Source organism: Mycobacterium malmoense (assembly GCF_019645855.1).
Taxonomy (GTDB): domain Bacteria; phylum Actinomycetota; class Actinomycetes; order Mycobacteriales; family Mycobacteriaceae; genus Mycobacterium; species Mycobacterium malmoense.
Map to the genome: position 1 here is coordinate 3,565,659 of NZ_CP080999.1, position 25,604 is coordinate 3,591,262.

The window sequence follows — 25,604 nt, forward strand, 5'->3', positions numbered from 1 at the left end:
GCACCCAGGGTATTGGCGCGCAACCCGACTACGGAGTTTGGCCGTCCACACGCCCCTGACGCGCCTTGGTCTCGCGGGCCACGAACTGGTCTCGCGCGATCCGCCCGACGTAATCGGAGTCACGGAGGATGTCCCGCAGTTCCCGTCGGAACGCGATCCGTCGTTCGGCGACATCGGCGGCGGATGCGATCAGATCCTGATCGACGACGACCTGGTACGCGGTGGCGAACAGCAGCGTCGACACCGACTCGCTGCTGCGGACCCGGGTCTGCGCCACGTATTGCCGGCCGACGCCGAGCGCCAGCTCCGTCAGTTCCTTTTGGCCGATGTCCGCCGGCGCATCGCGCAGCACGTCGGCGACGATTTCATACGCCTCGAAGAACACCCGCAGCATCGCGTCGGACATCAACGGGCGCTTGGCGAACAGCATCGCGTCGATCTCTTCTCCCCCGGCTGCGACGTGGGCTTCCCAATTGTCGTGCCACGCCATCTCTTCGGCGATGTTGTCCCGGAACGCCGCCGAATCGGCGAAGTAGAAATCGAATTTCAGCAGATCGCGCAACCGCATCGCCTGGGCCCAGAAAGCCTCTATGCGGTCGCCCTCGGCGTGCCGGGCGTGCGCCAGCGCGAGTTCGACGATCGAGGTCTCCAGGAAGGCGTGGATCACCGAATTCCGGTAGAACGCCGCGGCGTGCTGTTTGTCGGGCTCGATGAGCCACACTGGTTCCCGACCGCCGTCGACGCGGGTGATCGGGTGTCCGTTGGACAGCGCGTCCACCGCCGCCCGCACGCCGTCGCGTGAGCGCAGCCGCAACGCACTGGTGGACATCGGGGTGTGCTTGCGCTCGAGATAGTCGAGCGAATCCTGCAGGGTGTGGTGCAGCTGATCGAGTGTGAGCGCCGCGCCGCGAGTGGTCAGCAGCAACGCACACACCAAACCCGTCGCCGTCACCGGCGTCGACTGCAGAATCCGCCACGCGACTTCGAACGACATCTTTTGCAGCGCAAGCCGTTTGGCGTCCTGATCCTGGGCCAGCGGACCCTGCGGCGGACCGAGATACTGGCGCATCGACACCGCCTCGGGGAAGCGGACGTAGATCTTGCCGTAGTTGCGTTCACCCTGCGCCCGGATGAAGTTGTACAGCCAGCCGATGCCCTCGGGCGTCTTCTCGCCACCGCGGGCGTAGGCGGCGTACTCGGCGGTCTCGTGCAATTGATCGAAGCTGATCGACACCGGCTGCAGCAGGATGTCTTCGCTGCGCCCGTCCAGGTAAGCGTCGGCCACGTAGGACAGCAGACCGAGCTTGGGCGGCAACATCTTTCCGGTGCGCGAGCGGGTGCCTTCGATGGACCAGCTCAGGTTGAATCGCTTCTCGACGATGTAGCCGACGTATTCGCGCAGGACGTATTTGTAGAGCGGGTCGTCACCGATGTTGCGTCGGATGAAGATGACGCCGGAGCGGCGCAGCAGGGGCCCCATCAACCCGAACGACAGGTTGATGCCGGCGAACACGTGCACCGGCGGCAGCCGGTTCTCCTGCATCGCCACCGGCACCACCGCGCCATCGATGTAGGAGCGGTGCGAGAACAGCAGCACCGCGGGATGGGTTTCCAGCCCGGCGCGCATCGCGGCGACCTGATACTCGTCGTAGTCGATCTCCGGATCGAATCCGCGGCTGAGCGCCCTGCCGAGGACACCAACCAGGTCGACCGACACCCTGCTCCACCCGGTGGCCAGTTCGTCGAGCATCTTGCCGGCCTCTTCGACGGTCGCGCCCGGGATCCTTTTCAGGCCCTCGCGAAAGCGCATGGACGCCAAGATTTCTGGTTTCACCAGCCGCGGGGACTTGTATTGCGGTCCGAGGATTCGGTACTCGGCGCGTTCCAGCGCCAAGATGGCGCGGCGGGTGACGAACTGCGCGAAGTCGCGCTCGTTCTCTCCGACGGTGGTGTCGCGCCACTGCTGGCGCAGTTCGGAGACCTTAGCCGGCTCGCCGGCCACCACCCGCGCGCATTGCGGGTCGTTGCGCAGAATGTGTCGTTGTTGACGGGGGTTGGGGTGGTAGGGATCTCGGCCCGGGAGCAGCCCGGCCACCTTGGCGATCCTACCGCGATCGGCCGGCGGCAGCCAGAACACCCGCACCGGGACGACGGAACGGTCGTCATCGGATCCGGGGTTGGATTCGAGCTGCTCAACCAGCGCGGTAAGCGCCGCCGGCGGCGCATTGCGTTGGGGCAGCGCCAATACGTCGAACTTTGCGTCCGGGTTGGCGACGCGCTGCCGGCCCAGCCAAGCCATGATCAGTTCCGTCTCGACCGGTGAGGCCAGGGACGCCAATATCAGCGAGTCTCGCGCGGTGAGGACTGCGCTGGTATCCGCCGCCAGCTTGGTCACGGCCGCCCTCGGGGCCGCGAGCCCGGCGATTCGGCCCCGGCGGTTTCGCCCGCGTTGGGCCGTTGCGCCTCACCGTCTTTGAGCGCGACCTTGGATGCGCTCTTGGGCGGGGCCTTTTTCGCCGCGGCCGTGCTTGCCGTCTTGGGGGCCGCCCTCTTCGCGGGGGCCTTGGCCGCCCGAGCCCGGGCCTTGTTTGCCGCCTTTTTCTTGGCGTACAGATCGACCTCGGGCAGCTCTTTGGCGGGCCAGTCGGCCAGCGTGTCCAAATACAGCTGCCGCACCTCGGCGATGCGATCCGGCAGCGTCTCAACTGTCCAGTCCTGCACCGGAATCGGCGGGAATACCGCGACGTCGACGGTGCCCGGATTGATCACGGTGGAGTTTCGAGCGGCGACGAGCTCCGCATTGCGGATCACGATCGGGACGATCGGGATCCGCGCCGCCATCGCGATGCGGAAAGGCCCCTTCTTGAACGGCCCCACTTCGGTGGTGTCGATTCGGGTGCCCTCCGGAGCGATCACGATCGAGAGCCCCCTCTTGGCCCGCTCTTCGACCGTGTGCAGGCTTTCCACCGCGGCGGCAGGATCGTCCCGGTCGATGAACACGCCGTCCAGCAGCTTGCCGAGGGTGCCCATGATCGGGTCCTTTTGCAGTTCCTTCTTGCCGACGCCAATCCAGTTGTCGCGCACCAACGCGCCCGCAATGACGGGGTCGACCTGGTTGCGGTGATTGAAGATGAACACCGCCGGACGCTGCGCGGTCAGGTTCTCCTCGCCGAGGACGTTGAGGTGCACTCCGGCGGTCGCGAGCAACAGCTGGGAAAAGGTGGAGGTAAAGAAATTCACACCACGCCGCCGGCTACGGGTCAGCACACCGATCCCCACCGCGCCGGCCGCAACCGGGAACATCGAACTGACGCCGGCCAGCGTCCTCAACTGCCGCCGCAAGCCCACGCGGCCCCGGCTCTCGAACCTCAGAATCGGCCAGCCGCGGCGCTTGGCCACGGCGGCCATCTTCCCCTCGGGGTTGGTCGGTCGCGGGTTGCCGACCAAGTACATCAGGGCGACGTCCTCGTCACCGTCGGCGTAGAAGTAGCTGTCCTTGAGGTCGATGCCGTGCTCGGCGGCAAACCGTTGTACCGCAGCGGCTTTGCCCGGGCCCCACAAGATCGGCTTCTGCACGCCGCCGGTGAGCATCCCGTCGTCGTTGGTCTCGAACTTGTTGGTGAGCATGTTGGGGATCCCGAGGAAGCGCGCCACCGGATTGACCTGGATGGTCAGCGCCGACGAGCTGAGCACCACGGTGTGGCCGCGGGCCACGTGAGCCCGCACCAGCTCGCGCATTTCGGGATAGATCCGGGACTCGATTCGCTGGACGAACAGCCGCTCGCCGATCTCCTCCAAGTCGTCCAACAATCGCCCGGCCAGCGCCGCGGCGGCCTTGCCGATGAGCTGTTCGAACTCGATGCGCCCGAGCGTATGGCTCAGGCCGGCCTGAACCATGCTCAGCAGCTCCCCCACGCCCATGTCGCGACGCAGGAGCCGCTCCTGGGTCAGGATGACCGCGGTGAAGCCCGCGACCAACGTCCCGTCCAGGTCGAAGAACGCGCCGATCTTGGACCCGGGAGGACTGGCCATGATCTCGGCGACGGAGCCGGGCAACCGCATATCCGGTGGCGGCTTGGGCTTTCCGCGCCCTTCCTCATGTTGCCCTGAACGTTGCCCCGAGGTGCTCATGAGCCCGCCGCCGATTGCGACGTCGAGCCTTCGAGGGCGAACGACGCCGGGACCGCGCGCGGCGCCGGGTCACCGGCCAGCGCCAGGATCTCGTCGAAACCCTCCAGCAGGCACCGGGCGAACAACGGCTCGTTTCGCACCGACGCCCTGTCGTAGCGCACGGTGATGGTGCACCACCCGCCCCGGGAAATCAGCACCACCATCATCGCCACCCCGGGCAGCGGTCCAATACCGTACTGCCGCAAGATCTTTGCGCCGGCGATGTAGGTGTCTCCGGGGTAGACCGGGACGTTGCTGGCCTGCACGTCGGAGCCGATCACCGAGCCGGTGATGCCCTCCAGCACCGGCGTGGGCAACACGCTCAGCACCGGCGCAAGGGAACCGATGATGTTCATCGCGGGCTCGTCGCGTCGCTGCGTCATTTGTGCGCGGATCTTTTTCATCCGGGCCACCGGATCGGCGGTGCCCAACGGGGCCGCCAAATTGACGCCGGTAAAGCGGTTGCCGCCGGCCGTGTCGGCGTCGGCCCGCAGGTTTACCGGAACCGCCATCGGCAGCGTGCTGATGGGCACGCCGAGGGCCTCGTGGTAGCGCCGCAACGTGCCCGACAGGCCGGCGAGGTAGGCGTCGTTGATCGATCCCCCGCCCGCTTTGGCGGCCTTGTGCAAGTCGGAGAGCCGGATGTCGATCGCTTCGGTGCGGGTGGCAAGGCTGCGCCGGCGCAACAGCGGCGACGGCTCGGCCGCCCGGTTGATCACCCGCATGCCCGACAGGGCGTAACCAACGGCTCCCCCAACCGTGGACACGGGATCCAACACCGCTCGTCCGGCCGCCGACACCGCCCCCGACACCGCGCCCACGACACCGCTGACTATGGCGAAGGGCAGGCGGTTGAGGCCTTGGCGCATCAGGTCGTTGGGCGTCAAGTCCTGCGGAATAGGTTGCGGGGGTGTCGGTTTGGGCGGTGGATCGCGTTCGAGGTCATAGATTTCGGCGAACATCTCGACGCCGCCGACACCGTCGGTGACCGCATGGCTGACATGCAGCAGCGTCGCGGCCTTGCCGTCGGCCAGGCCCTCCACCAGGGTGGCCGTCCACAATGGCCGCGATATGTCCATCGGTGACTGCAGGATCACCTCGGCGAGGTCGAATACCTCACGCAGCGTGCCGGGCCCGGAGACGCGCACCCGGCGCACGTGGAAGTCCAGGTTGAAGTCCGGGTCCACCACCCAGCGCGGAGCCGCCGTCGGCAACGTCGGCACCACGACCTTTTGCCGCAGCCGCAACACCCGTCGGGAGGCGTTGTCGAATCGGGTGCGGAACCGCTCCCAATCCGGGGTGGTGTCGAGGAGTTCCAGCGCCATGATCCCCGACCGGGTCCGGGGATTCGCCTCGCCCCGATGCATCAGATAGTCGACGGGTCCCAGCTCGTCGGACAATTTGGCGGCCGCCACCGACTCAGCGGACTCAGCCATGATCGTGAACTCGACGCGCCAACGTTGTCACCGCCGACCAAGCCTCCTGCCTCGGACCCGCCTCGGACCCGCAAACTGAATTGCCAACACAACGCTAGCCGGGTTGCCGCGCTGGTGGAAGGCGCGATCAGGTGCCAGGGCCCGGCTCAGCTGGCCGAAGTCGCCGACAGCGGCAACGAATCCGTCACCGGGCCGGCGTGCCGCCCGTAGACGACGCCCAAGAAATCGGCGACGGCTTCGGCGGTCAACCGCGACCGGACCGTGGGGGTGATGTCGAAGGCGTGGTGGGCGTTGGCGAGTTCGGCGTGGGCCACCGTGGCCGCCCCCGCCTCCCGCAGCGCCGCGCAGAACGCTCGGGCCTGGCCGCAGGGAATCACTTCGTCCTTCTCGCCGTGCAGCACGAAAAACGGCGGCGCTTGGTTGTGCACGTACGAAATCGGCGACGCCTCCTTGAACCGCTCGGGATCGTCGACGTAGCGGGTCTTCAGGACGAACTGCTCGAGGAAGGGCAGCGTCAGCTCGTGCATGTTCTCGGCGTTGGTGAAGTCGTAGACGCCGTAGTACGGCGCGGCGGCCTGAACGGTCGTGTCGGCCTCTTCGAATCCGGGCTGGAACCTCGGGTCGTTGGGGGTGAGCGCGGCCAACGACGCCAGGTGCCCGCCCGCCGAGCCGCCGGTGATGGCGACGAAGTCGGGGTCGCCACCGTAGTCGGCGATGTTCTCGCGGACCCACGCGATCGCCCGCTTCACGTCGATGAGGTGCGCCGGGAAGGTGCAGCGCGGGCTCTTGCTGTAGTTGATCGAGACGCAGATCCAGCCGAGTTCGACCATCCGGCTCATCAGCGTGTAGGCCTGACCGCGTTTGCCGTTGACCGCCCACGCCCCTCCGGGGACCTGGATCAGCACCGGCGCGCGGCGGGCTTGGGGATCATGCTCCTGGACGTCATTGCGCCGCCAGATGTCGAGCAGGTGTTCGCTGCCACCCGGGCCATAGGAGATGTCGGAGGTCTGCGCCGCGTACCGGCGGTGTGGCCCGGGCATGCGCAGCAGCCCGCCGCGAGGGGCGCACTCGGACCGCTCGGAAGTCGGGTGGCACACGTGGTCGCGGAAGTCCGGCCCGAAGCAGTCCGCGAGCGCGGAAGTGAGGGTTTGATCGGCTCGCTGCGCGGCCCAGGCAACGGCAACGCGGCCGACGGGCGGGGGCGACACCCGGGACAGCGCATGCCCGGTCAGTACGTGCGGGGGAAACTCCGTGGACAGCCAGCCGGCAAACCAGCCGACCGCCGACGGCGAGCCGCGCAGCAGCAGGGCGCCGGCCCGGTAGGTATCTCTGGCGTCGGCCACCAGCCGCAGCGCCTGGGCACCTGCCCACGAGCACCGCGAAGTCACGCTCGTGGTCACGCTCATAGCAACGCCACCCCTCGACGTTATGCACACGCCCCGTTGCGGTTAACGGCCGATTACCAGCCGGTGTTCTACGTGTGTCGAGGCTCACACGATAACCGATAATCGCGGCGCGGGAAGACTTTTCGCGCGCGTGGCGGCGGGGAATCGGATCGACCGGCACAGTTGGATAGACTGACCTGCGCATTGCCTCCGTAGCTCAGGTGGATAGAGCAAGGGCCTTCTAATCCCTAGGTCGCACGTTCGAGTCGTGCCGGGGGCACTGAACAGGTGTATGACCTCGGCTGATGGGTGACATTTCGGCTTCGGGTGATGCCTGACGGTGTTTCGGCTGATGCTTGACACTCCTTGGATGACGGAGTTGACCATGGCCGAGCAGGCGTATCAGGCCGTGTTGGCGGTGATCAGCGATGGCAGGTCGCACGATTTGGGCGCTACGCTTCGGTACGTGAACGCACGCCGATTGGCACGTTTGCTGATTACCGCGGTGATCACAACCTGGGTGACGCTGCCGCGCGCACCGATCATCATTGCCCCCGCCTCCGCTGCTCCCTGCCCTGACGTCGAGGTGACGTTTGCCCGCGGCACCAACGAGACACCTGGTGTCGGTGGCGTCGGACAGGCATTTGTCAATTCCCTGCGCTCGCGGATCGACGGCCGGTCCCTCGGCGTGTATCCCGTCAACTACCCCGCCACCGAAGATTGGCCGCCGTCTGCATCCGCCGGCGCCAGCGACGCAAGCGCTCACGTTCAATCCATGGTTGCGAATTGTCCCAACACCAAGCTGGTGCTCGGTGGATATTCCCAAGGCGCGATGGTGATCGATCTGATCACCATCGCCCGAGCGTCGGTTGCGGGCTTTAACGCCGCGACGCTGTCGGCGGACGAGGCTGATCACGTTGCTGCCGTCGCCGTCTTCGGGAATCTGACGGACAAACTTCTCGGCCCGATAAGCGAGATCAGCCCCTGGTATGGGGCAAAGGCCATCGACCTGTGCGCGCCCGGCGATCCGATTTGCACCCCGGGCGGAAGCCTGTCGCTGCCTTCGCATGACGAGATGTTCTCCCCGGCGCACTTGTCGTATCAGCAGTCCGGAATGCCCGGCCAGGCCGCGACTTTCGTGGCGAGCCGCCTCTAACACACCTGTTGCGGACGACTTGCAGCTCATCGTTTCCTCATCGCCAATGACCACGATTCGACAGTAAGTGGCGGGTTCTCACCGGCGATCCTCCCAGCCAAAACTGTTGTCGTACACGCAAAACGGGCAGCCATGAGAGTCAGCAGACGGCAATCAGCGAATGTAGAGTGCGAAACCCTGATGCAGTCGCCTTGGAACACTCCGCCTATGCCGATGAAGCCAGCGCGCTTGCCGGCGACAGAATCGTTCGCCTACGCGGGTCAGGCGGATCCTCGCTCACGAGGTGGCGGCCACCTTGCCGACCCGCGCACGGTCGAGGCCGCCGAGGTCCGGCAGATCCTGGCCAAATGTGAGCGCTGGGACCAGGTGGTTGGCATGCTGACATTTCAGCGGACATCTCAGCGAAATGCTTTCGGCGACATGGATTCCGACCTCGTTCAGGCAAGCTATCTTGTTTGGATTGTTGGTCATTAGCCGCACGGACTTGACGCCCAGGTCGGCTATTATCTGCGCCGCCGAATAGTAGTCGCCGGTGTCAATAGGCGACGCGACATTATGGTTGACATCGACAGGATCGCCGCCAGCATCCTGCAGGTTGTACGCCTGCAGTTTCGAGACTAGGCCAGCACCTCGACCCGCATGCTTCCGCAAGTAGACCAGCACCCCGCGTCCCTCGCGGACAATCCTCTGCATCGCCTCGTCGAGTTGGTAGCCGCAGTCGCAACGACGAGAACCAAACACCTCGCCCAGCAGGCACTCCGAATGCACCCGGGTCAATACCGGCTGCGCGCCGGAGATGTCCCCATACACAAAAGCAACGTGTTCAGTTCTGTCGACGGGCACGCGATAGCCATAGGCGGTGAAGTTGCCCCTCGTGGTCGGCAACCGGGTCACCGCGGCCCGCTCGACAAGAACTTCATGGCGGCGCCGGTATCGGACCAGAGCCTCTATAGAGATCATCGCCAGGCCGTGCCTGTCGGCGAATTGCCGCAGTTGCGGGCTTCGTTTGAGGGTGCCGTCTTCGTTGACGATCTCCACGAGCACACCGGTGGGACTCAATGCGGCCAGCCTGGCTAGGTCGACCGCTGCTTCGGTATGACCGCGTCGAACCAATACGCCACCGCCGCAATAGCGGAGCGGGAAAACGTGGCCAGGCCGATTCAGCTGCCACGATTGGCTGCTCGGGTCGGCCAGTACCCGCGCGGTGCGCGCCCGATCCGCGGCCGAAATCCCCGTTGTGACACCGTCGCGCGCATCTACCGACACCGTGTAAGCCGTGCGCATCCGGTCCTGATTCTGTGCCGTCATCAGCGGAATGCTCAGACGATCAAGCATTTCGCCCAACATCGGCACACAGATCACGCCGCTGGAATGTCTTATGGTGAAAGCCATTAGCCCTGGCGTTGCCTTTTCCGCGGCGAAGATGATGTCGCCCTCGTTCTCGCGGTCCTCGTCGTCGACGACGACAACTGCCCTGCCCGCGGCGATGTCACTAATCGCCCTTTCGACGCTATCCAGCCGGACCTTGCCACTCATCGAGACGCTCCCGCGTTAGGGTTTCGCTACTGATCTTCGACCGGGGCGCGGCATTGCCTCACCACCGAGTCACCACCAACTTGTGATCGGTGAAAAAGTCCAAAGGCGCGTCACCACACACGTGGGAGTCGCCGTAGAAGGACAAGCCATAGCCGCCCATCGTGACGTTGGCCGGCGGGGCCGGGAAGGCATTAATCCCGACATTGCCGGTCCGAACACGTCGCTCGAACTCCGCCGCGACCGCACCCGATGTCGTGTAAATGCTTGCCGCATTGCCAAATTCGGTGTCGTTAGACAGTGCGATCGCCGCATCCAGGGTCGTGACACGATGCGCGACAACCACAGGGCCAAACAGTTCCTGACGCTCGACCTCATGCGTCGGGTCCAGGTTGTCGACGAGCGTCGGCCCGACGAAGTAGCCGTTCTCGGTCTCGGCCCCACCCGACGGCTTGACGTTGCGGCCGTCTAAAACGAATGTCGCGCCGAGCTTTTGGGCGTCCTCGAGTGCGCGAAGGATGCGCCCCTTGCTGCCCGCGCTCACGACTGGTCCCATGGAGACACCGTCATCCAGGCCGCTGCCTACCACCAGCTCGTTGGCGCGGTTGACGACACGCTCCATCAAGTCGTCGTAGATATCGCTGAGGACTACCAGCCGGCTGCCCGCTAGACAGCGCTGGCCGGCCATGCCGTATGCGGACGAAATGATGCCCGTTGCCGCTTTGTCCAGATCAGCGTCGGAAGCCACAACGATGGGGTTCTTGGCGCCGCCGTTGGCCTGCACCCGCTTGCCGGCCGCCGCGGCCGTTGCATAGATCGCACGCGCCGTTGGCGAGGAAGTGATGCAGGACACCGCCCTCACGGACGGATGAGAAATCAGGTGCTTGACGATGTCTGCGCGGCCATGGACCAGGCTAAGCACACCGTCGGGCAGGCCTGCCTGGTGCAGTAGCCGGATCGCGTTGCTCGATGCGACCGGGTCCTGCTCGGATGCCTTGATGACCAACGTGTTGCCGGTGACGAGCGCCCACGCGGAGAACTGCACCGTATTCATGACGGGGAAATTCGACGGCGTGACGGCGACGCAAACCCCGAGTGGCTCACGAACGCGTCGGGCGTCCAATCCGGTGGTGATGTTGATGCTTTGGCTGTGATAGAGCATCGGTGCCGCGATCGCGGTCTCGAGGAAATCCAGGGCGCGCGCAACCTCGCCGCGCGCCTCCTCCAGCGTCTTGCCCTGGTCGATGGTGATCGTGCGGGCCAGCGATTCAAGGTTTACCGCCAGTAGCTCCCTCATCTTGTAGAGGTATCGCACCCTGTCGTTGAGGGGACGCGAACTCCAGCCGATGAAGGCGCGAGACGCCGCCGCGACCGCGGCCTCCGCGTCGTCGATGGTCGCTGGACGAACTTCGGTGATCTGATTCCCCGTGGCCGGATTGAATACGGCAATGTCCGCAGATCCGGACCCTTGTGTCCACTTTCCGTCGATTAGATTGGCGGCAGTAAGGCCTAGCTCGCTGGCTGTCATCTCATCCCTCTTTTCTCGCTAAATGTGTTGTACAAGTTCGGGTTGCGGGAGACGGCGGGGCTAGACGCCGGCCCCGACGTCTGGCTCAAGGATCTCCGCAACGTGTGCTGTGCCAAGATCACCACCCACGTCGTGGGCCTTCAGGTGCGGCAATACCTCGGCGGCCAATAACTCGAAGTTACGCGTCGAGGCATGCGGCGGCATTCCGCCGAACGCGGGAGCAAGCAGAACCGCGCCCGCGTCAAGGCGCTCGACGTAGTCGAGGATCCGGGCCACAACCTGGTCCGGCGTTCCCCAGACTTGCAAGTCGGCGAGGAAGTCACAAAAGCCGTCGACACCGTGTTTCTCGATGTTGCGGTTCAGGCCGGCGTAGTACTCGTAGCCTTCGATCTCCGCGAAACCCACGTTGTCGAACTCGTAATGCGCGACAGTGGACTCGGCGTACCTCCTGATGTAGAGATCACGCATGGTCTGGGCCTCGCCCTCGGTCTTTCCGACGGCCACGAAAACACAAAGAATAGGTTTGGCAGGTTCTTTGCCATTGATTTCGCGGTAGCGCGCGCGATAGCTGCGAATCTCGGCTTGTGCTTTCTCCCATGGCTTTTGGGCGATCACCATCACGCCGATCCCCAGCTTCGCCATCAGGTCGAAGGAGTGCGGCGAAACTGCTGACGCGAAGGTGCGGTGTCGAAACGACGCGTACGGTGCGGGGCGCAGCTCTACCGCCGGCTGCTTGTACAGAGGGCCGTCGTACTCGATCACACCGGACTCGAGGCCGTTGAGAACCGCCTCGGCATACTCCCCGAAGAGCTGACGGGACCGGCCCATCTCAATCCTGAAACCCTCAAATTCGACCCGGCCCAAGCCGCGACCGATGCCCAGCACTGCGCGCCCCTCGGACAGGTGGTCCAGCAGGATGAACTTTTCGGCGGTACGGACGGGATCTTGCCACGGCAGCACCGACACCATCGTGCCCAACCGCACGCGCGACGTTTTTGCCGCCAGCCATGACAGGAACTGCGGCACGTCCGGAGTCATGCCGTAGTCGGTGAAATGGTGTTCGGGAGTCCACACCGAGTCGAATCCGGCGCCCTCCGCTTCCACGGCAAGTTGTAACTCGTGAAGGTAGGTCTGCCGGTCAGACAGCTTTCTGTCGAGGTTCTGGAACACTAGCGTCATGCCAGTGTGCATTCCCGCTCCTTCGCGCCATCGTTCCGTTCCATACCGACCGGTTGGAATATAGTCTAGGGGACGCAGCGCGTCGCGGCAATCGGTTGGCTGCGGCCGCTTTTCGCCGCCGGCAGTGGCTAGGCGGCCGTCGCGATCCCACGCACCAGGTCGGCCGCTTTCTCACCGATCATCAGGGTCGCCGCGTTCGTGTTGCACGAGACGATGGTCGGCATCACCGATGCGTCCGCAATCCGCAACCCGGCGATACCCTGCACCCTCAGCTGCGGATCGACGACGGCCGTTGCGTCACTGCCCATACGGCAGGTGCCGGACAGATGGTAGTAACTGCTCACTCCGGCGTAGATCGCCTTCTCTAACTCGGGACGGTCGAGCTGCAGGAACGCGGCGGAGTCGCAGGCACCGCCCCATTCGTCGAACGCGCCCGTCGTGGCAAGCTTGTCCACCGCTTCGATCCCGGCAATCAACTGTTCGAGATCGTAAGGCTCGGTCAGATAGCCCGGATCGATCACCGGCGGCGCGCCGGGTCCGCCCGGCCCCATCCTCACGCTGCCTCGGCTGCGGGGCCGCATGTGCCCGACTCCGAAGGTGAAACTGTTGTCGGCGGGCTGCTGCCACGCGGTGTGGTAGTCGATCTGCACCTGAAGCACCTGCAGCTCGGGTTGTGGCTGGGATGGGCGGGTTTTCGTGAACAGGGTGGCCTCGGCGTAATTTCCGCTCGGCGGTGGCAGGGCACGGTCGGCGTGCATGCGCACGCCGGCGAGCAGGATGTGATCCTGCAGGTTGTTTCCCACTTCCGGGGCGTCCACCACGGGCGTGACACCATGCGCCGCAAGGTCTCCGGCCGGACCGATCCCCGACTGCAACAGGAGCCGGACCGAGTCCACCGAGCCGGCGCACAGGATGACCTCGCCGCTGGCCGAGTCCACCGACGATCTGCCGTCCCAGTCGTACTCGACGCCACAGCAGCGTCCTGCGTTGACGACGAGGCGGTGCGCGATGGCGTGTGTGCGGACCGTCAGATTGGGTCGGTGCATCGCCGGGCGCAGATACGCGGTCGCCGAACTTTGCCGACGGCCACTTTCGATGAGCAGGTCGTGGCAGGCGGCGCCAAGGAGATACGGACCGTTGAGGTCTGCAGGTGTGCAGTGTCCCGCCTGTCGCGCGGCCTCAACATGGGCCAGCGATAGGGGGTGGGGTGACTCGATCGGCCGCGGCCTGAGGGGACCGCCCCGACCGCGGTACCGGGGGTCTCCGTCGACGACATCCTCACAGCGTTTGAAGTACGGCAGCACCGACTCGTAGTCCCACCCGGCGGCGCCGTCAGCCGCCCACCCATCGAAGTCAGAGCGATCCCCGCGCAGGTGCGCCATCACGTTGATCGACCCCGAGCCCCCGAGAACCTTCCCGCGGGGCGCGTCCACCGGGCGGCCCAGCACGGCCTGCCGGGCCGTGGCGTAGCCCCAGTCAACGTCGGAACCCATCAAAGTCGGCCACGCGCCGGCCATTTCGACGTCCTGTCGCTGCTCGGAACCGCCCGCTTCGAGCAACAACACCGAGATATCCGGGTCTTCCGTTAATCGGGCAGCGACGACGCATCCGGCGCTGCCGCCCCCGACAACGATGAAGTCATAAACGGCCATGGCTTACGCCAAGTCCACGACGACTGTCTTGAGTTCGAGATACTCTTCGAGATTCTCCTTGCAGGTCTCGCGTCCCCAGCCCGACTGCTTGTACCCGCCGAACGGCAAGGCGGCATCGACGGCCTGATAGCAGTTGACCCACACCTGGCCGGATCCGATGTTCGCGGCGAACCGATGCGCGCGGCCGACATCACGCGTCCACACGCCCGCGCCGAGACCGTATGGCGTGTCGTTGGCGAGCGCGAGTGCCTCGTCGTCGGTGTCGAACGGCACGATGCTGAGGACCGGGCCGAAGATCTCCTCCTGATTGATCCGCGAATCGCGCGCGGCGCCGACGATGACGGTGGGCTCAACGAAGTAACCCCGTTCGCCCCAAGCCTTTCCGCCCGCGACGACATCGACCCCCTCGCTGCGGCCCAGGTCGACGTATGACATCACCTTCCGGCGGTGCTCGGCCGAGATCAGTGGACCCATCTCGGTCTGCGCGTCCAGGCCCGGTCCGAGCCGGATGCTGCGGGCCCGTTCGGCGAGCCCGTCCACAACCTCCTGGAATACCGACCGGTGCGCGTACAGCCGCGAGCCGGCGACGCAACTTTCGCCCTGGCAGGCGAAGATCGCCAGCGCCGATGCGGGTATGGCTTTGTCGAGGTTGGCGTCGGCGAAGATGATGTTCGGCGACTTTCCTCCGAGTTCGAGCGAAACCCTTTTGAGATTGCCGCTAGCAGCTTTGATGATTGCCTTACCGGTCGGGCCCGAGCCGGTGAAGGTGATCTTGTCGACGTCGTGATGTGCGGCAAGCGCGGCGCCGACGCTCTCGCCATATCCGGTGACGATGTTGAAAACCCCTGCCGGAAAGCCGGCTTCGAGGATCAGCTCGCCTAGGCGGGCGCTCGACAACGGGGTCTGCTCGGCGGGCTTGACGACGACGGTGTTGCCCGTGGCGAGTGCCGGCGCGACTTTTTTGACCACCATCATCAGCGGCAGATTCCACGGAGTGATGCACCCGACCACGCCCAGGGGCTGGCGAAGAGTGTAGGCGTGGTACGGGCCGCCGAAATTGGTCGGAAACGACACCGGAATGGTGTCGCCGGTGATCTTGGTGGGCCATCCCGCGTAGTAGCGCAGTATGTCGAGGGAAAAGGCCACATCGACGTAGCGCGCCTCGCCGATCGGCATGCCCGCATCCAGGGATTCGATCTTCGCTAGTTCGTCCGCGTGTTGCTCGACCAAGTCGGCGAGCCGGTAAAGCATTTGGCCACGCTGCTGCGGGGTGAACTCACTCCATGCACCGCCAAAAGCGTTGCGCGCGGCACGAACTGCGCGGTCAACATCCTCGGCTTTACCTGCCGGAACGGCGGCGATAGTTTGTCCCGTTGAGGGATCCTCGATAGGAATGGTCTGCCCCGTAGCTCCGTGCACCCAGTCGCCACCGATCAGCATCTTGTGAGCCATCTGAATCCGTGCTCGCAGGTCTTCGGAAACCGACGAAGTAGACGGAGAGGACATATTTTTCCTTTCCCACGGCGGGGAAGTCCGATAGGTCACCAGTATGGGAACGGCCCCGGGTCGTCGTGATTCCCGACGACCCGGGGGCCGAGACTTGTCAGACTGGTGCGAGCACGGTAGGCGCGGTGAAGTTCTTCATGCGCGGGAACACCTCTCGGCCCAACCGCTTGATGTCCTCGACGTAGTCGGTCAAGACCAGCATGTAGCCGGCGACATCGATCTCCGCCCATTCGTCGAGCTGACGGGCGATGCTCTCCGGCGACCCGGTGATGAAGTCGGTCGACATCTGCACGGCGCCCTTCGTGTCCAGGCTGGCGAGCAGCGCACCGGTGCTTCCCTCCCCCGTGTCCATCGCGGCCCCGCCGAGCATGTAGTTGATCGCCTCCATGTCCGCGTTCTCGATGTAGTTTTGCAGCTTGGCCTCGGCCTTCTCATCGGTGTCGTCCACCACGACACCCAACGCGACGTAGGGCTTGATCGTCCGCCCGGCTTCGTCCATCTGGGCGTTGAATTTATCGACGATCCCCCGCAGGGCATCCGGGCCGCCCCAGGCCAGCCGGAACGCGTAGTCGGCGTACTTCGTGGTGAATCTGATGGCGTCATCGGACGTTCCAGCGCACACCAAATTCATGTGATGGGACTGCGTGGGGCCCAGCCGCAAGTCGTTGTACTGGAAGTACTTACCCTCGAAGTTGGTCACGCCCTTCTCCCAGAGGTCGCGGATCACCTGACAGTACTCGCCCGCGTATTCCCAGCGGTAGTGGTGATAGTCGTCGCCGGGCCAGATTCGCAGCACCTCAAGCTCATAGGGGTGCCAGCCGCCTGGCACGATGTTCAGCGAGAAGCGCCCATCACTGATGGAATCGAGCGTCAGCGCCATTTTCGCCGCATGCGCCGGATGGACCAAGAGGGTGTGCACCGAGCCGATGAGCCTGATGGTTGTCGTATCCCTGGCCAGGGCCGCCATCTGCGTCACCGACTCCAGGGAGTCATCCCAGAAGCGGGTCGGGCCACCGTGCCCACGCCAAGTTGAGAGCGAGAGCCCGAACGAGAAACCGTTCCGCTCACCGGTCTGCATGATCTCGCGCATATGGGAGTAGGTCGGCGAGTACTGCGGGGCAGACTTGGAGACGATGTAGCCGTTGCGGGCGCTGGGAATGAAGATGCCGAATTCCATCGGGAGCCTTTCTCGGGGAGACCTATGTGTGCCTAGAACCTTACATACTGACCGGCCGGTATGCACCGCATTGATCGAGAATTTACAATAGCCACGGGAGCCGGTCAAGACGATGGAGGCTTTGGTGCTGCCGCCGGCGGAACGTTGGCAACGACTTCGGGCGGCTGGTCGCTTTTTGCACCCACGAATGACCGGCCGCGGGGTGATGACCTGGCCTTGGCCGCGTCGGTGCGCGGTCCGACTAAGGCTTTGCCGTGGCGCTAGGATTCGTCGTCGACTCCACGAGGCCGCCGAGCAGCATGTCGGCGAACATAACGCCGATGTCGTGAAGCGACACCGGACCGGAGATGTCCAGCCAGACATGGCTCCACGCCCCCGTACCGATAATTCCGAAGGCCACGAGCCGCGGCGGCCCGAGTTTGCGGAAGACGCCTTCGTCCATGCCGCGCTCGACCACTTCGACGAAGAAGCGCTCGAACTCATCGCGCTTGTGCTGGACCTCCGCAAAGACCTCGCCCGACAAGAATCGGCGTTCCTGCATGAAGACGGTGATCTCGGATTTGTAAATCGACATCGGTTCCAGCAACGCCTCAATGATCAGTCGCCGCAGCAACTGATCACAGCTTTGAGTTTGGTCTGCCATGACGTTGCGGGCGCGGCCAAGCTGGTAGTTGATGAACTCGTCGTGCACCCGACAAAGAAGGTCTTCTTTGCTGTCGAAGTGGTGGTAGAAGGCGCCCTTGGTCATTCCGGCGGCCTCGACGATGCTTTGAACGGAGGTCGCCGCGTAGCCGTTTTGCTCAAACAGTTGCACCGCACTGGCCAGGAAGGCGCGTCGGGCGCCTTCGGGGTCGCGGGTCCGGCGGCCTGGCGTCCTTGCCCTGCTGCTCGTAAGCGTCACGGCGATCCCTCTCTCACTTTGTCGAACTCCAACTTACGTCGGGGTCGCTGCGAGTCCTCCGAATTGCATCGGAGTGTTTCGGTACTTGCCCAGCGCCTCCTGCCCGCGCTGTGACTTTACACTTTTATTCCTACCAGTCGGCATGTTAGCCGGTCGGGCTTTCAGTCCCGGCAAGGTCGGGTTGGCAGGGTTTAGGCATCTCGCTCTCAGCACGCGGCAATGTCGGCCGGTGCGGCGAACGGGCCGGGGGACGGCTCTGCAGCGTGGACTCCGGACTTGTTAGCATGTCAAATGCGTTCTGTAACCATGTTTCTCGTGAGATAGCCTGGCGGGCAATCGTGTCCGTGCGTCCGCACTGCCGCTTCGCCGTCCGGCGGTCTCGGTTCGTCAACACGTCCCCTCGTTATTCAACCCGCAAGGAGTGATCATGACTGCGACCCCCGGCCCTGCCCGCAGCGCGTTGGGCTCGTTCGCGCCCAAATTGGTCGAACTGACCGACGAAACGCTGTTCGGGGATATCTGGAACCGCCCAGACTTGGCGACTCGGGACCGCAGCCTCGTCACCGTGGCGGCATTGATCGCGCTGGGACGCGCTGATCAGCTACGTTTCCACCTCAATCGAGCCATCGAAAACGGCGTCACCGTCGAGGAGCTCATCGAGGTCGTCACTCATCTGGCCTTTTACGCCGGCTGGCCCGCCGCGATGTCGGCAATCGGCATCGTAAGGGAGATCGCCGAGACATAAGACGCGGCTAGACGGCGGCGAGACGGACGCCGCGGCGGTGAAACCCATGCCGATGTGCGATCCGGCCGATCGATTCAAAACCTCAGAGCGGCACAGTCATCCGCCTCAGTCACGCGACACGGTGCTGCGGCCAGCAGCGCGGATGGCCTCTTGCACGCCGGCGTTATAGGAGCTGGCTGCTTGTGCCCAGGCTTCAAACCCCATCGTCACGTCGAAGGAGTGTTCACCGGCGAGATTGACGGCCTGCTTGATGTCTCGGGCAAGCGACGGCTGCAGGTCTGCGACGGCGGCCGCGAACGCGAAAGCCTCGGAGAGCGGATCCTCGGCGTAATAATCGGCCAAGCCCTGCTGGTGGGCTTCCTCGCCACCGAGGGTTCGACCGAGCAGCAGCGTGTGTAAGGCGCGGCTCTTCCCCAGCTTTCGGGTCAAAAAGTAGGTGCATCCCCCGCCCGGGTGCAGCCCCAACTTCGCAAACGTCGCGCCGAACCGCGCGCCGGGCCCGGCGATCGTTATGTCACAGGCCAGCGCGAGGTTCAGCCCAGCTCCGATCGCGTACCCGTTGACGGCCGCGACGGTGGGATAAGCGAGACGCCGCAACCACAAGAAGCTGTCGTAATACGAAATCTGGCGGTCGCGCAGCGCCGACGGCGTGGCGTCGTCGGCGCCGAAGATCGCCATCAGGTCGGCGCCCGCGCAAAAGGACGAACCGGCACCTGTGACAACAAGGCACCGCGCGTCGGCATCAGCGGCCAGCGTGTCGGCCGCACAAAGCAAATCCTGGCGCATGTCGGGGCCGATGGCATTGCGCTTCCCGGGGTCATCGAGGACCAAGATGCGGATGCCGTTGTCGCGGTATTCAATTCGAGCCTTGGTGCACTCAGTCACGCCAGCCACCTCGACATTCTCCTCCTCGCGAATGGCATGCCACTGCCGCGTACCTTGCGCGCTGTTAAGCGAATTCGGGGCGCACGGCGATCGCCTCGATCTGAACTCTCAAGTCCGACGCAATGCCCAGCACGAAACTGTTGCGCGCGGGATAGGGTCCGTCGCCGAAAGCTTTCTTGTAGGCGTCGATGAACTCGAACCGGTACGCCTCGTCGCGCACGTAACACGTGGTCTTGACGATGTCGCGCAAGCCCAGACCCGCCTCGGCGAGGATCGTGCAGATGTTCTCGAGGCAAATCCGTGTCTCATCGGCGATCGATGCGGCATCCTCGCGGCGGCGCATGGTCTCGGGATCCATGGCCAGCCCGGCGGCATAGACGAAGACCTCGGTGGCGGTGCCCGATGACAATCCGGCGGCGGTGTAATCGCCGATCTCAATCGGGTTCAGGTAATCGATCATTGGCCCCTCCAAGAGACATATCGTGTGGTGGTCACGGCGGAGCGCGTTGGCCCGCACATCGTTTCCGGCCGAGAGCGCATGTCGGTCGTCACTGCTTGAGAATGATGTCGAAGGGACGGTCGTAGAGGATCTCCTCGACGATCTCCCGTGGAATCGGCAGCGGCATCTCAAGATCTGCGATGGCGAGAAAATCGTCGGCGGCCTCGCGTGGATTAAAGGAGGGGAAGTCCGAGCCGAAGACCAGCCGATCGGTGACGTGACCTTCGATCGCCAGACGGAGCCCGTTGTACATCTGCCAGGTCTTGATCGGCAGCGTCGAGACATCGGCGAACACGTTGCGATTCTTCATCATCAGTTCGACGGTCTCGTTCATCCATGGCTTACCGAAGTGCGCGACCAAGATGTTGGTGTCCCGGAATTCTCGGGCTACCTTGTCGAGCAAGGTGGGGTAGGCGAATTCGTTGCAGCCGTTGGGCGCAAAGACGCTTGCCTGGTGAAACATGAGGAATATCCCGAGATCAGCGGCGGCACGGTAAACCTCATAGGCTTCGTCCGAATGCGGATGGAAGCCCTGGTAGGGCGGTGACAGTTTCACCCCGTGCAAGCCGTATTCGACGACCGCGCGTCGCAACTCTTGGGCCGCGCCCGGTTGGGTCGGATCGACGCTGCCGACCCCGAGGGCGCGGTGGCGATTGGCTGCCAGGTACTCTCCGACATAGTCGTTGGGCACGAACATGTCGATCCGCGCGATCTGCAAGCCCAAGAACAGGAATCGTTCAACACCGCAGGCCGTCATCACTCGGGCGTGCTCAGTGAGGTCGGCTTGACCGAAGCCCGGCCGGCCCACGAGTTCGGTGCCGCAATCCGTCCACACCGGGCCAAGATGCTCGGGTTGGTAGATGTGGGTATGCCAGTCGGTGAACGGCCTTTCCGGCATTGCCGCTACTTCCGGGCGCGGGGACGAATCGCCACGGCATCGATTTCGACGCGGCAGTCGCCCGCGATCCCGACAACGAGCGTGGTGCGCGCGGGGTAGGGACCTTCGCCGAACACCTCCGTGTAAGCCGTCCAGAACTCCTTGCGGTAGGAGTCATCGGACAGGTAACAAGTCGTCTTGACGACGTCTTTGAGGGTGCAGCCGGCTTCGGCGAGGATGCTCTTGATTTCCTCGAGGGCAATGCGGGTCTCGTCGGCGATGGTGTCCGCTTCGGGCTTGCGCTTGAGGGTCTCGAGATCGAGCGCCATACCGCCGGCGAACACATAGTCTTTGGTTGCCACCCCTGGGTTCATTCCGAATTTCGGGTAGGCGAGGTTGCCGGGGTTGAGGTATTCAGGCATGGGTTTCCTAACGGCGGTGGTGATTTCAGCTGGCTGGACGATGGTGGTGTCAGCCAGCGGAGACGACGATGGAGTCGAGCTTGCGTAGCTCGGGCATAACGTGCTCGGCGAAGAGCCTCATCGAGCCGTCGACTTGATCGTGAGGCACTCCCGGAAAGCCGAACTGCAGCAACCAGTTCTGGATGCCGTGCGATTTCGTCAATCGGGTCATGCGCTCGGTGACGGTCCGCGGGGAACCAATCATGAGGTGGTCGCGCTCCATCAGCAGATCGAACGGGTCCATTTGGGCATACCGCGGGTCGTTGGGATCCTCGTCGGCGTCCAGGAAGACCCGGATGCCCCGAACGCGGCAGATGAACTGGAAGAACTCGACGACGGCTGCCTCAGTCACCCGGCGCGCCTGCTCGTCGGTGTCCGCCACGAACCCCATTCGTAGCACCCCGACGTCTTCACCCAGCGCCGGTGTCGCCCCGGTGACCGAGGCCCGTTCCGCACGGTAGAGGTCGAGCAGGTTGCGCAGCACCTGGCCGGTGGGATACCAGGTGATCGGCTTGATGCCTTTCTGCGCTGCGCCCCGGAAACCCTCAGGCGACTCGGTGACGGCGAACAGCTGCGGCATCGGCTGCTGATAGGGCTTCGGGATGATGCCCATCGCGACGAGTTCGTTGTTCTCGCCGACCCAGCCCTTGGGCATGGGAGCACCCGGCGAATGAATGTATTTCGTTCCCGGCTGCGGAAAGGTGTATCGCCGTCCCGCCCAGCTGAACGCGTCCTTGGTCCAGACGTTGCGCACGATCTCAAGGTTCTCGTCGAAGATGTCGCGGCTGTTGTCGCTACCGTCCCAGCGGTTGGCCGCTGGGTTGAGGTTCATGACCTCGATGGGCAGAATTCCCCGGCCGAAGGCAATGTCCAGACGCCCGTCGCTGAAATGATCCAGGAGTGCAAGATCTTCGGCGACGCGCAGCGGATGCCATAGGGTCAGCGACACCGCCGCCATGCCGAATCGGATGCGATGTGTCCGCGCGGCGAGGTCCGTGGCAAGCATGATCGGGTTCGGGCTGACGTCCGTACCGTCGCGATCGAAATGGTGCTCACCCAGCCAGATTCGGTCATAACCGAGCTCGTCGGCCAGGATGGTGTGCCGCCGCGTCGCCTCCAGGACCTGGTGCCAAGACAAATCGCCTGACCGATTCGTCAATGCGTATAGCAAATCGACCTTCATGTTCACTCCGAATCCGCATCACAGCCCACTGCACCGACTGGTCGGTATTTAACACGCCACACGGGCCCGCTGTCAATCCGATGACACATAGCGTGGTAGATGACCAGACGGAGAAGTCGTAGGCCGCACTATTCCGACCAATCGGTCTGTTAGAGTTAGGGTTCCGTTGGCGCGGTCCGCATGCGCTGCGGCCACCCAACGGGTCCCACAATCGGCCCATGAAGGCCCCCACAAAGACCGTGGGCCACCCCGCTGGTCGGAATCGCGCGCTAGCCCGACGCGCGAGACAGTTTGTCGACTCTTCAGAGGCACCTTGCCGCCAACTCTAGTGGGGTTGTGACCATTGTGGTGCCTTCAGCCGTCTTGAGGCTAGTACTCGCGACCCACTCATCGTGACCGACTCGCGGTCATCGAACTCGGCTGCTTCACACGATCGTGTGTCCGCCGCGGTGACGCCGTGAGCCTCGTACTGCCGTTGACCGCATGCGGATGGCGACGACAACCCGCACGAGCACCAGCAAACGACACGAACCTTGCCGACTCGGCGCTCGGTTAGTACTGTACCGACCTATCGGTATGTACCGGGTTGAATACGAGAAGAGGAAGTCGATGGGACGCCCGACCGACTCCACATGGTTCCGCCAAGTACTTGGGCAATACCCGACCGGCGTGTGCGCGGTGACGGCGACGCAAGCCGACGGCTCACGGACTGGATTTGTCGTGGGCTCCTTTACCTCCGTGTCGCTCGACCCACCACTGGTGGCTTTCTTCCCCGCCAAAAGCTCAACGAGTTGGCCGAAAATTGAACGGGTCGGACGGTTTTGCATCAACGTCCTCAGCGAAAGCCAGGCGCACCTCTGCCGCAGATTTGCCGCCAAGGCCGAAGATAAGTTCGCGGGCATGGAAACGCGGCCGGCAGGGTCGGGTTCACCGATTCTCGACGGCGTCGTGGCGTGGATCGACTGCGACCTTTACAGCGTTCAAGAGGCGGGAGACCACTACGTCGTCATCGCCCGCGTTCGCGAGCTCGACGTGGAAAGCCCCTCGCTGCCACTGCTCTTCGTCCAGGGCGCGTATGGTCGCTTCGTACCCTTCTCGCTCGTCGCGTCCGATCGGCGCGGCGCGCTCACCGGGGCCTAGCCGACGTCATTTACCTCCGAGAAGGGGTGTCCCGTCTCCTAAGTCAGATCAGGTGATGACACTCATCGCTTCCGTAACTCCAAGGGCGAAGCCATTTCACGAGGCCGTCGATGCCGCTCTTCCCCACCTGAGCATGCCCGCTGACGGTTTCTCGACGATCACCCCTGGCTGCTCGTCGCAGACAATTCCGTCGCGACCGGCACAGCCCCGGAAGCACTGCGGCGCAGCAGATAATCGTCGAGATCCGGCAGCTCGGTCATCGCCCGGTAGTCGACGAGCCGCCAAGGGAGCGCACTGACGATGCGGCCCCGAGCATTTCGATACCAGTTACTCGTCCCCGGGTGCGTCCACACAAGTTGGTCATGCTCGGCGGTGACCCGATGGTCATACGCGGCGGCGACATCCGGCCGAACTTCGACCGACGTCAAATCGCCTTCTGCCATGCGGATCAAGATGCCCATGATGTAGGCAATGGCACACTCGGACTGAAGCAGGGCACTGCCACCGTGGGCAAGGGTGGTCTGCGGACCGCCCACCATGAAAAAGTTCGGGAAATTCGGGATGCTGATTCCGAGGTAAGCGCTGGCATCATCATCGCCCCACTGCTCACGCAAAACGATGCCGTCGCGTCCCACGACTTCGAAGGTCGATAGCATCTTGCGACTCTGAAAGCCGGTCGCGAGGATAACCACATCGACCGGGTAGGCCGCACCGTCCTCAGTGAGCACGTGCTGTGCGTCAAAGCCAACCACCCGTTGCGCCACCAAGGTGACATCGGAACGGCGGATGGTGGGTATCCATTCGTTGTCCATCAGAATTCGTTTGCTGTACGGCGGATAGCTCGGCACGACCGCGTCGCGGAGCTGAGCAACGTCATCGCCGAGTTGGTCCTCCATGGCCTTCGTCATGAAGTCGCGATGCCTGTCGTTGATCGCATTCACCGCACGGTCGGGGTGGGGCCATTCGGGATCGCGCTTCAACGTCGCCAGAAGCTTGTCCTGGAACTGCCAGATCAGTCGCTGGCGATAGAAGCTCGCATAGTAGGGAACCTGTTCCATGAGCAGTCGCACACCCTCGGACACCGGCCGCAAGTAGTTGGCGTTGGGTACCACCCACTGCGGCGTGCGCTGAAAAACCAGCGTCTGGTGGGTTCGATCTGCGATGGCCGGCACGATCTGCATTGCGGTTGCGCCGGTTCCGATCACCGCGACACGTTTGTCGGTGAGCTCCACCGAGTGATCCCACCTGGCGGAATGAAACAGCGGCTTGGCGAACTCATCCATTCCGGGCAAGTCGGGAATCGCCGGCTCGTTGAGCGATCCGACGCAGCTGATCACCACGTCAGCGGTGGCAGTCCACCGCCGCCCGGAGGAATCCGAGGCGGTAACGATCCACTTTTGGGCATCGTCATCCCAGTGTGCTGATCGAACCCAGGTGCCAAACCGGACGTGCTGTTGCACGTCGAATCGTTGCGCAAGCTCCTCGAAGTAGGCCAGCACGTCGGGCTGCTTAGCGTAGTAGCGTGGCCAACTCCGCTGCGGTGCAAAGGAGAACGAATATAGATGAGCCGGTGTGTCGACCCCGGCGCCGGGATAGGTGTTCTCGCGCCAGACACCGCCAACGGATTCGTTGCGCTCGACAACGGTAAACGGAATTCCCAAGCGCTGAAGGGACACAGCGGCCGCAATCCCGGACGGGCCCGCCCCGATGACGAGTACATGCATCTGACCGGCTCGGGCCGGTCGCGGGCCATGCCATGCCACCGCTTCGCGGTCGCGGAAACCGCCTTCCTCGGCCATCAGGCTTCCGTACTCCGGGGGCACCGTCTCGCCCAGCGAGCGACTGAGCATCTCGATCAAGCGTTCGTCTGTTGGCGGAGGCGCCACGCTTCGCCGGCCATCGCGGATATCCCGCAGCACAGCGAAAGCCGCCGCCCGAATCTGCGCCTGTCGATCCTCGGGCAGGCCGCCGGTGTCGTTGTCATTAAGTGCCACAGTGCGGCTCAGGCGGAAGGGTTCCTCCAGCCACGATTGGGCCCCGGTGAGCTGGGCAACCACGCATAGCAAGGTTGGGATGTTGGCCGCATCGAGCGCGGCCCGCAACTCTTCATCACTGGCGGTCAAACTCACCGGGCGCCATGCATTGTGGGGCTGATTCATCGGGACTCCTTTGACCGAATTGAAGGCCGCCC

Annotated in this window: 20 protein-coding genes and 1 tRNA gene; 4 read left to right on the forward strand and 17 right to left on the reverse strand. The window is 64.1% G+C overall.

All coding sequences use genetic code 11. The features are described from left to right. Positions 1 to 28 precede the first annotated feature (28 nt). From K3U93_RS16380 to lipQ, 4 genes are all read right to left on the reverse strand, one after another. Positions 29 to 2,395, reverse strand: coding sequence for a glycerol-3-phosphate 1-O-acyltransferase (locus K3U93_RS16380; protein ID WP_083010507.1), 2,367 nt, complete (start codon positions 2,393 to 2,395; stop codon positions 29 to 31). Continuing rightward, positions 2,392 to 4,131 (reverse strand): HAD-IB family hydrolase/lysophospholipid acyltransferase family protein, encoded by a 1,740-nt coding sequence (locus tag K3U93_RS16385; RefSeq protein WP_083010506.1) that lies wholly within the window; start codon positions 4,129 to 4,131, stop codon positions 2,392 to 2,394. Before K3U93_RS16385 ends, K3U93_RS16380 begins: the two co-directional genes overlap by 4 nt. Further along, positions 4,128 to 5,606, reverse strand: coding sequence for a WS/DGAT/MGAT family O-acyltransferase (locus K3U93_RS16390; protein WP_083010505.1), 1,479 nt, complete (start codon positions 5,604 to 5,606; stop codon positions 4,128 to 4,130). The genes K3U93_RS16385 and K3U93_RS16390 overlap by 4 nt, the downstream gene beginning before the upstream one ends. Before the next feature lie 146 nt (positions 5,607 to 5,752). After that, the gene (lipQ, locus tag K3U93_RS16395) at positions 5,753 to 7,012 is read right to left on the reverse strand and encodes an esterase LipQ (protein ID WP_083010504.1); all 1,260 of its coding nucleotides are present in this window, start codon (positions 7,010 to 7,012) and stop codon (positions 5,753 to 5,755) included. 185 nt (positions 7,013 to 7,197) lie between these two features. Here lipQ and K3U93_RS16400 point away from each other — a divergent pair. Both K3U93_RS16400 and K3U93_RS16405 read left to right on the forward strand, forming a co-directional pair. Further along, a tRNA-Arg gene (locus K3U93_RS16400) sits at positions 7,198 to 7,271 on the forward strand. A 186-nt stretch (positions 7,272 to 7,457) separates the two neighbouring features. Beyond that, positions 7,458 to 8,147, forward strand: a complete 690-nt coding sequence (locus K3U93_RS16405) for a cutinase family protein (protein ID WP_176219962.1) — start codon at positions 7,458 to 7,460, stop codon at positions 8,145 to 8,147. Positions 8,148 to 8,423: 276 nt separating this feature from the next. Here K3U93_RS16405 and ribB read toward each other — a convergent pair whose 3' ends face one another. The 7 genes from ribB to K3U93_RS16440 all read right to left on the reverse strand — a co-directional run bounded on the left by ribB (position 8,424) and on the right by K3U93_RS16440 (position 17,623). Continuing rightward, positions 8,424 to 9,683 carry a 3,4-dihydroxy-2-butanone-4-phosphate synthase gene (ribB, locus tag K3U93_RS16410; protein WP_083010503.1) on the reverse strand — a complete coding sequence of 420 codons (1,260 nt, stop codon included), beginning with the start codon at positions 9,681 to 9,683 and terminating at the stop codon, positions 8,424 to 8,426. Between the two features lie 58 nt (positions 9,684 to 9,741). Then, positions 9,742 to 11,208, reverse strand: a complete 1,467-nt coding sequence (locus K3U93_RS16415) for an aldehyde dehydrogenase family protein (RefSeq protein WP_083010502.1) — start codon at positions 11,206 to 11,208, stop codon at positions 9,742 to 9,744. Positions 11,209 to 11,268: 60 nt separating this feature from the next. Continuing rightward, on the reverse strand, positions 11,269 to 12,399 hold the full coding sequence (locus K3U93_RS16420; RefSeq protein WP_083010501.1) for an LLM class flavin-dependent oxidoreductase: 1,131 nt from the start codon (positions 12,397 to 12,399) through the stop codon (positions 11,269 to 11,271). A gap of 116 nt (positions 12,400 to 12,515) precedes the next feature. Next, on the reverse strand, positions 12,516 to 14,039 hold the full coding sequence (locus tag K3U93_RS16425) for a GMC family oxidoreductase (RefSeq protein WP_083010500.1): 1,524 nt from the start codon (positions 14,037 to 14,039) through the stop codon (positions 12,516 to 12,518). Between the two features lie 3 nt (positions 14,040 to 14,042). Then, complete coding sequence (locus tag K3U93_RS16430) at positions 14,043 to 15,479, reverse strand: aldehyde dehydrogenase family protein (RefSeq protein ID WP_277622363.1); 1,437 nt, start codon at positions 15,477 to 15,479, stop codon at positions 14,043 to 14,045. 163 nt (positions 15,480 to 15,642) lie between these two features. Continuing rightward, positions 15,643 to 16,722: an LLM class flavin-dependent oxidoreductase gene (locus K3U93_RS16435; protein ID WP_083010498.1), complete on the reverse strand. Its 1,080-nt coding sequence runs from the start codon at positions 16,720 to 16,722 to the stop codon at positions 15,643 to 15,645. Between the two features lie 241 nt (positions 16,723 to 16,963). Further along, a complete protein-coding gene (locus K3U93_RS16440) occupies positions 16,964 to 17,623 on the reverse strand; it encodes a TetR/AcrR family transcriptional regulator (RefSeq protein ID WP_230981336.1) in 660 nt (219 codons plus the stop codon). Positions 17,624 to 18,050: 427 nt separating this feature from the next. Between K3U93_RS16440 and K3U93_RS16445 the strand changes: the two genes are divergently transcribed. Next, complete coding sequence (locus K3U93_RS16445) at positions 18,051 to 18,368, forward strand: carboxymuconolactone decarboxylase family protein (RefSeq protein ID WP_083010597.1); 318 nt, start codon at positions 18,051 to 18,053, stop codon at positions 18,366 to 18,368. A gap of 105 nt (positions 18,369 to 18,473) precedes the next feature. Here K3U93_RS16445 and K3U93_RS16450 read toward each other — a convergent pair whose 3' ends face one another. The 5 genes from K3U93_RS16450 to K3U93_RS16470 all read right to left on the reverse strand — a co-directional run bounded on the left by K3U93_RS16450 (position 18,474) and on the right by K3U93_RS16470 (position 22,273). Beyond that, a complete protein-coding gene (locus tag K3U93_RS16450; RefSeq protein WP_230981337.1) occupies positions 18,474 to 19,253 on the reverse strand; it encodes an enoyl-CoA hydratase-related protein in 780 nt (259 codons plus the stop codon). A 64-nt stretch (positions 19,254 to 19,317) separates the two neighbouring features. After that, entirely contained in the window at positions 19,318 to 19,713 is a 396-nt protein-coding gene (locus tag K3U93_RS16455; protein WP_083010495.1) for a RidA family protein, read from the reverse strand. Between the two features lie 88 nt (positions 19,714 to 19,801). Next, a complete protein-coding gene (locus K3U93_RS16460; protein ID WP_083010494.1) occupies positions 19,802 to 20,650 on the reverse strand; it encodes an amidohydrolase family protein in 849 nt (282 codons plus the stop codon). 5 nt (positions 20,651 to 20,655) lie between these two features. Beyond that, complete coding sequence (locus K3U93_RS16465; protein WP_083010493.1) at positions 20,656 to 21,051, reverse strand: RidA family protein; 396 nt, start codon at positions 21,049 to 21,051, stop codon at positions 20,656 to 20,658. A gap of 49 nt (positions 21,052 to 21,100) precedes the next feature. Then, on the reverse strand, positions 21,101 to 22,273 hold the full coding sequence (locus tag K3U93_RS16470; RefSeq protein WP_083010596.1) for an LLM class flavin-dependent oxidoreductase: 1,173 nt from the start codon (positions 22,271 to 22,273) through the stop codon (positions 21,101 to 21,103). 576 nt (positions 22,274 to 22,849) lie between these two features. Here K3U93_RS16470 and K3U93_RS16475 point away from each other — a divergent pair. Continuing rightward, positions 22,850 to 23,413, forward strand: a complete 564-nt coding sequence (locus K3U93_RS16475; protein ID WP_230981345.1) for a flavin reductase family protein — start codon at positions 22,850 to 22,852, stop codon at positions 23,411 to 23,413. Positions 23,414 to 23,571: 158 nt separating this feature from the next. Here K3U93_RS16475 and K3U93_RS16480 read toward each other — a convergent pair whose 3' ends face one another. After that, complete coding sequence (locus K3U93_RS16480) at positions 23,572 to 25,572, reverse strand: flavin-containing monooxygenase (protein ID WP_176219955.1); 2,001 nt, start codon at positions 25,570 to 25,572, stop codon at positions 23,572 to 23,574. Positions 25,573 to 25,604: the final 32 nt, after the last annotated feature.

Bases quoted from the DNA above. Each gene is read 5' to 3' on its own strand.
- K3U93_RS16385 (WP_083010506.1), bottom strand. From the start codon at position 4,131: ATGAGCACCTCGGGGCAACGTTCAGGGCAACATGAGGAAGGGCGCGGA.
- K3U93_RS16390 (WP_083010505.1), bottom strand. From the start codon at position 5,606: ATGGCTGAGTCCGCTGAGTCGGTGGCGGCCGCCAAATTGTCCGACGAG.
- lipQ (WP_083010504.1), bottom strand. From the start codon at position 7,012: ATGAGCGTGACCACGAGCGTGACTTCGCGGTGCTCGTGGGCAGGTGCC.
- ribB (WP_083010503.1), bottom strand. From the start codon at position 9,683: ATGAGTGGCAAGGTCCGGCTGGATAGCGTCGAAAGGGCGATTAGTGAC.
- K3U93_RS16415 (WP_083010502.1), bottom strand. From the start codon at position 11,208: ATGACAGCCAGCGAGCTAGGCCTTACTGCCGCCAATCTAATCGACGGA.
- K3U93_RS16420 (WP_083010501.1), bottom strand. From the start codon at position 12,399: ATGCACACTGGCATGACGCTAGTGTTCCAGAACCTCGACAGAAAGCTG.
- K3U93_RS16425 (WP_083010500.1), bottom strand. From the start codon at position 14,039: ATGGCCGTTTATGACTTCATCGTTGTCGGGGGCGGCAGCGCCGGATGC.
- K3U93_RS16430 (WP_277622363.1), bottom strand. From the start codon at position 15,479: ATGCTGATCGGTGGCGACTGGGTGCACGGAGCTACGGGGCAGACCATT.
- K3U93_RS16435 (WP_083010498.1), bottom strand. From the start codon at position 16,722: ATGGAATTCGGCATCTTCATTCCCAGCGCCCGCAACGGCTACATCGTC.
- K3U93_RS16445 (WP_083010597.1), top strand. From the start codon at position 18,051: ATGACTGCGACCCCCGGCCCTGCCCGCAGCGCGTTGGGCTCGTTCGCG.
- K3U93_RS16455 (WP_083010495.1), bottom strand. From the start codon at position 19,713: ATGATCGATTACCTGAACCCGATTGAGATCGGCGATTACACCGCCGCC.
- K3U93_RS16460 (WP_083010494.1), bottom strand. From the start codon at position 20,650: ATGCCGGAAAGGCCGTTCACCGACTGGCATACCCACATCTACCAACCC.
- K3U93_RS16465 (WP_083010493.1), bottom strand. From the start codon at position 21,051: ATGCCTGAATACCTCAACCCCGGCAACCTCGCCTACCCGAAATTCGGA.
- K3U93_RS16470 (WP_083010596.1), bottom strand. From the start codon at position 22,273: ATGAAGGTCGATTTGCTATACGCATTGACGAATCGGTCAGGCGATTTG.
- K3U93_RS16475 (WP_230981345.1), top strand. From the start codon at position 22,850: ATGTACCGGGTTGAATACGAGAAGAGGAAGTCGATGGGACGCCCGACC.
- K3U93_RS16480 (WP_176219955.1), bottom strand. From the start codon at position 25,572: ATGAATCAGCCCCACAATGCATGGCGCCCGGTGAGTTTGACCGCCAGT.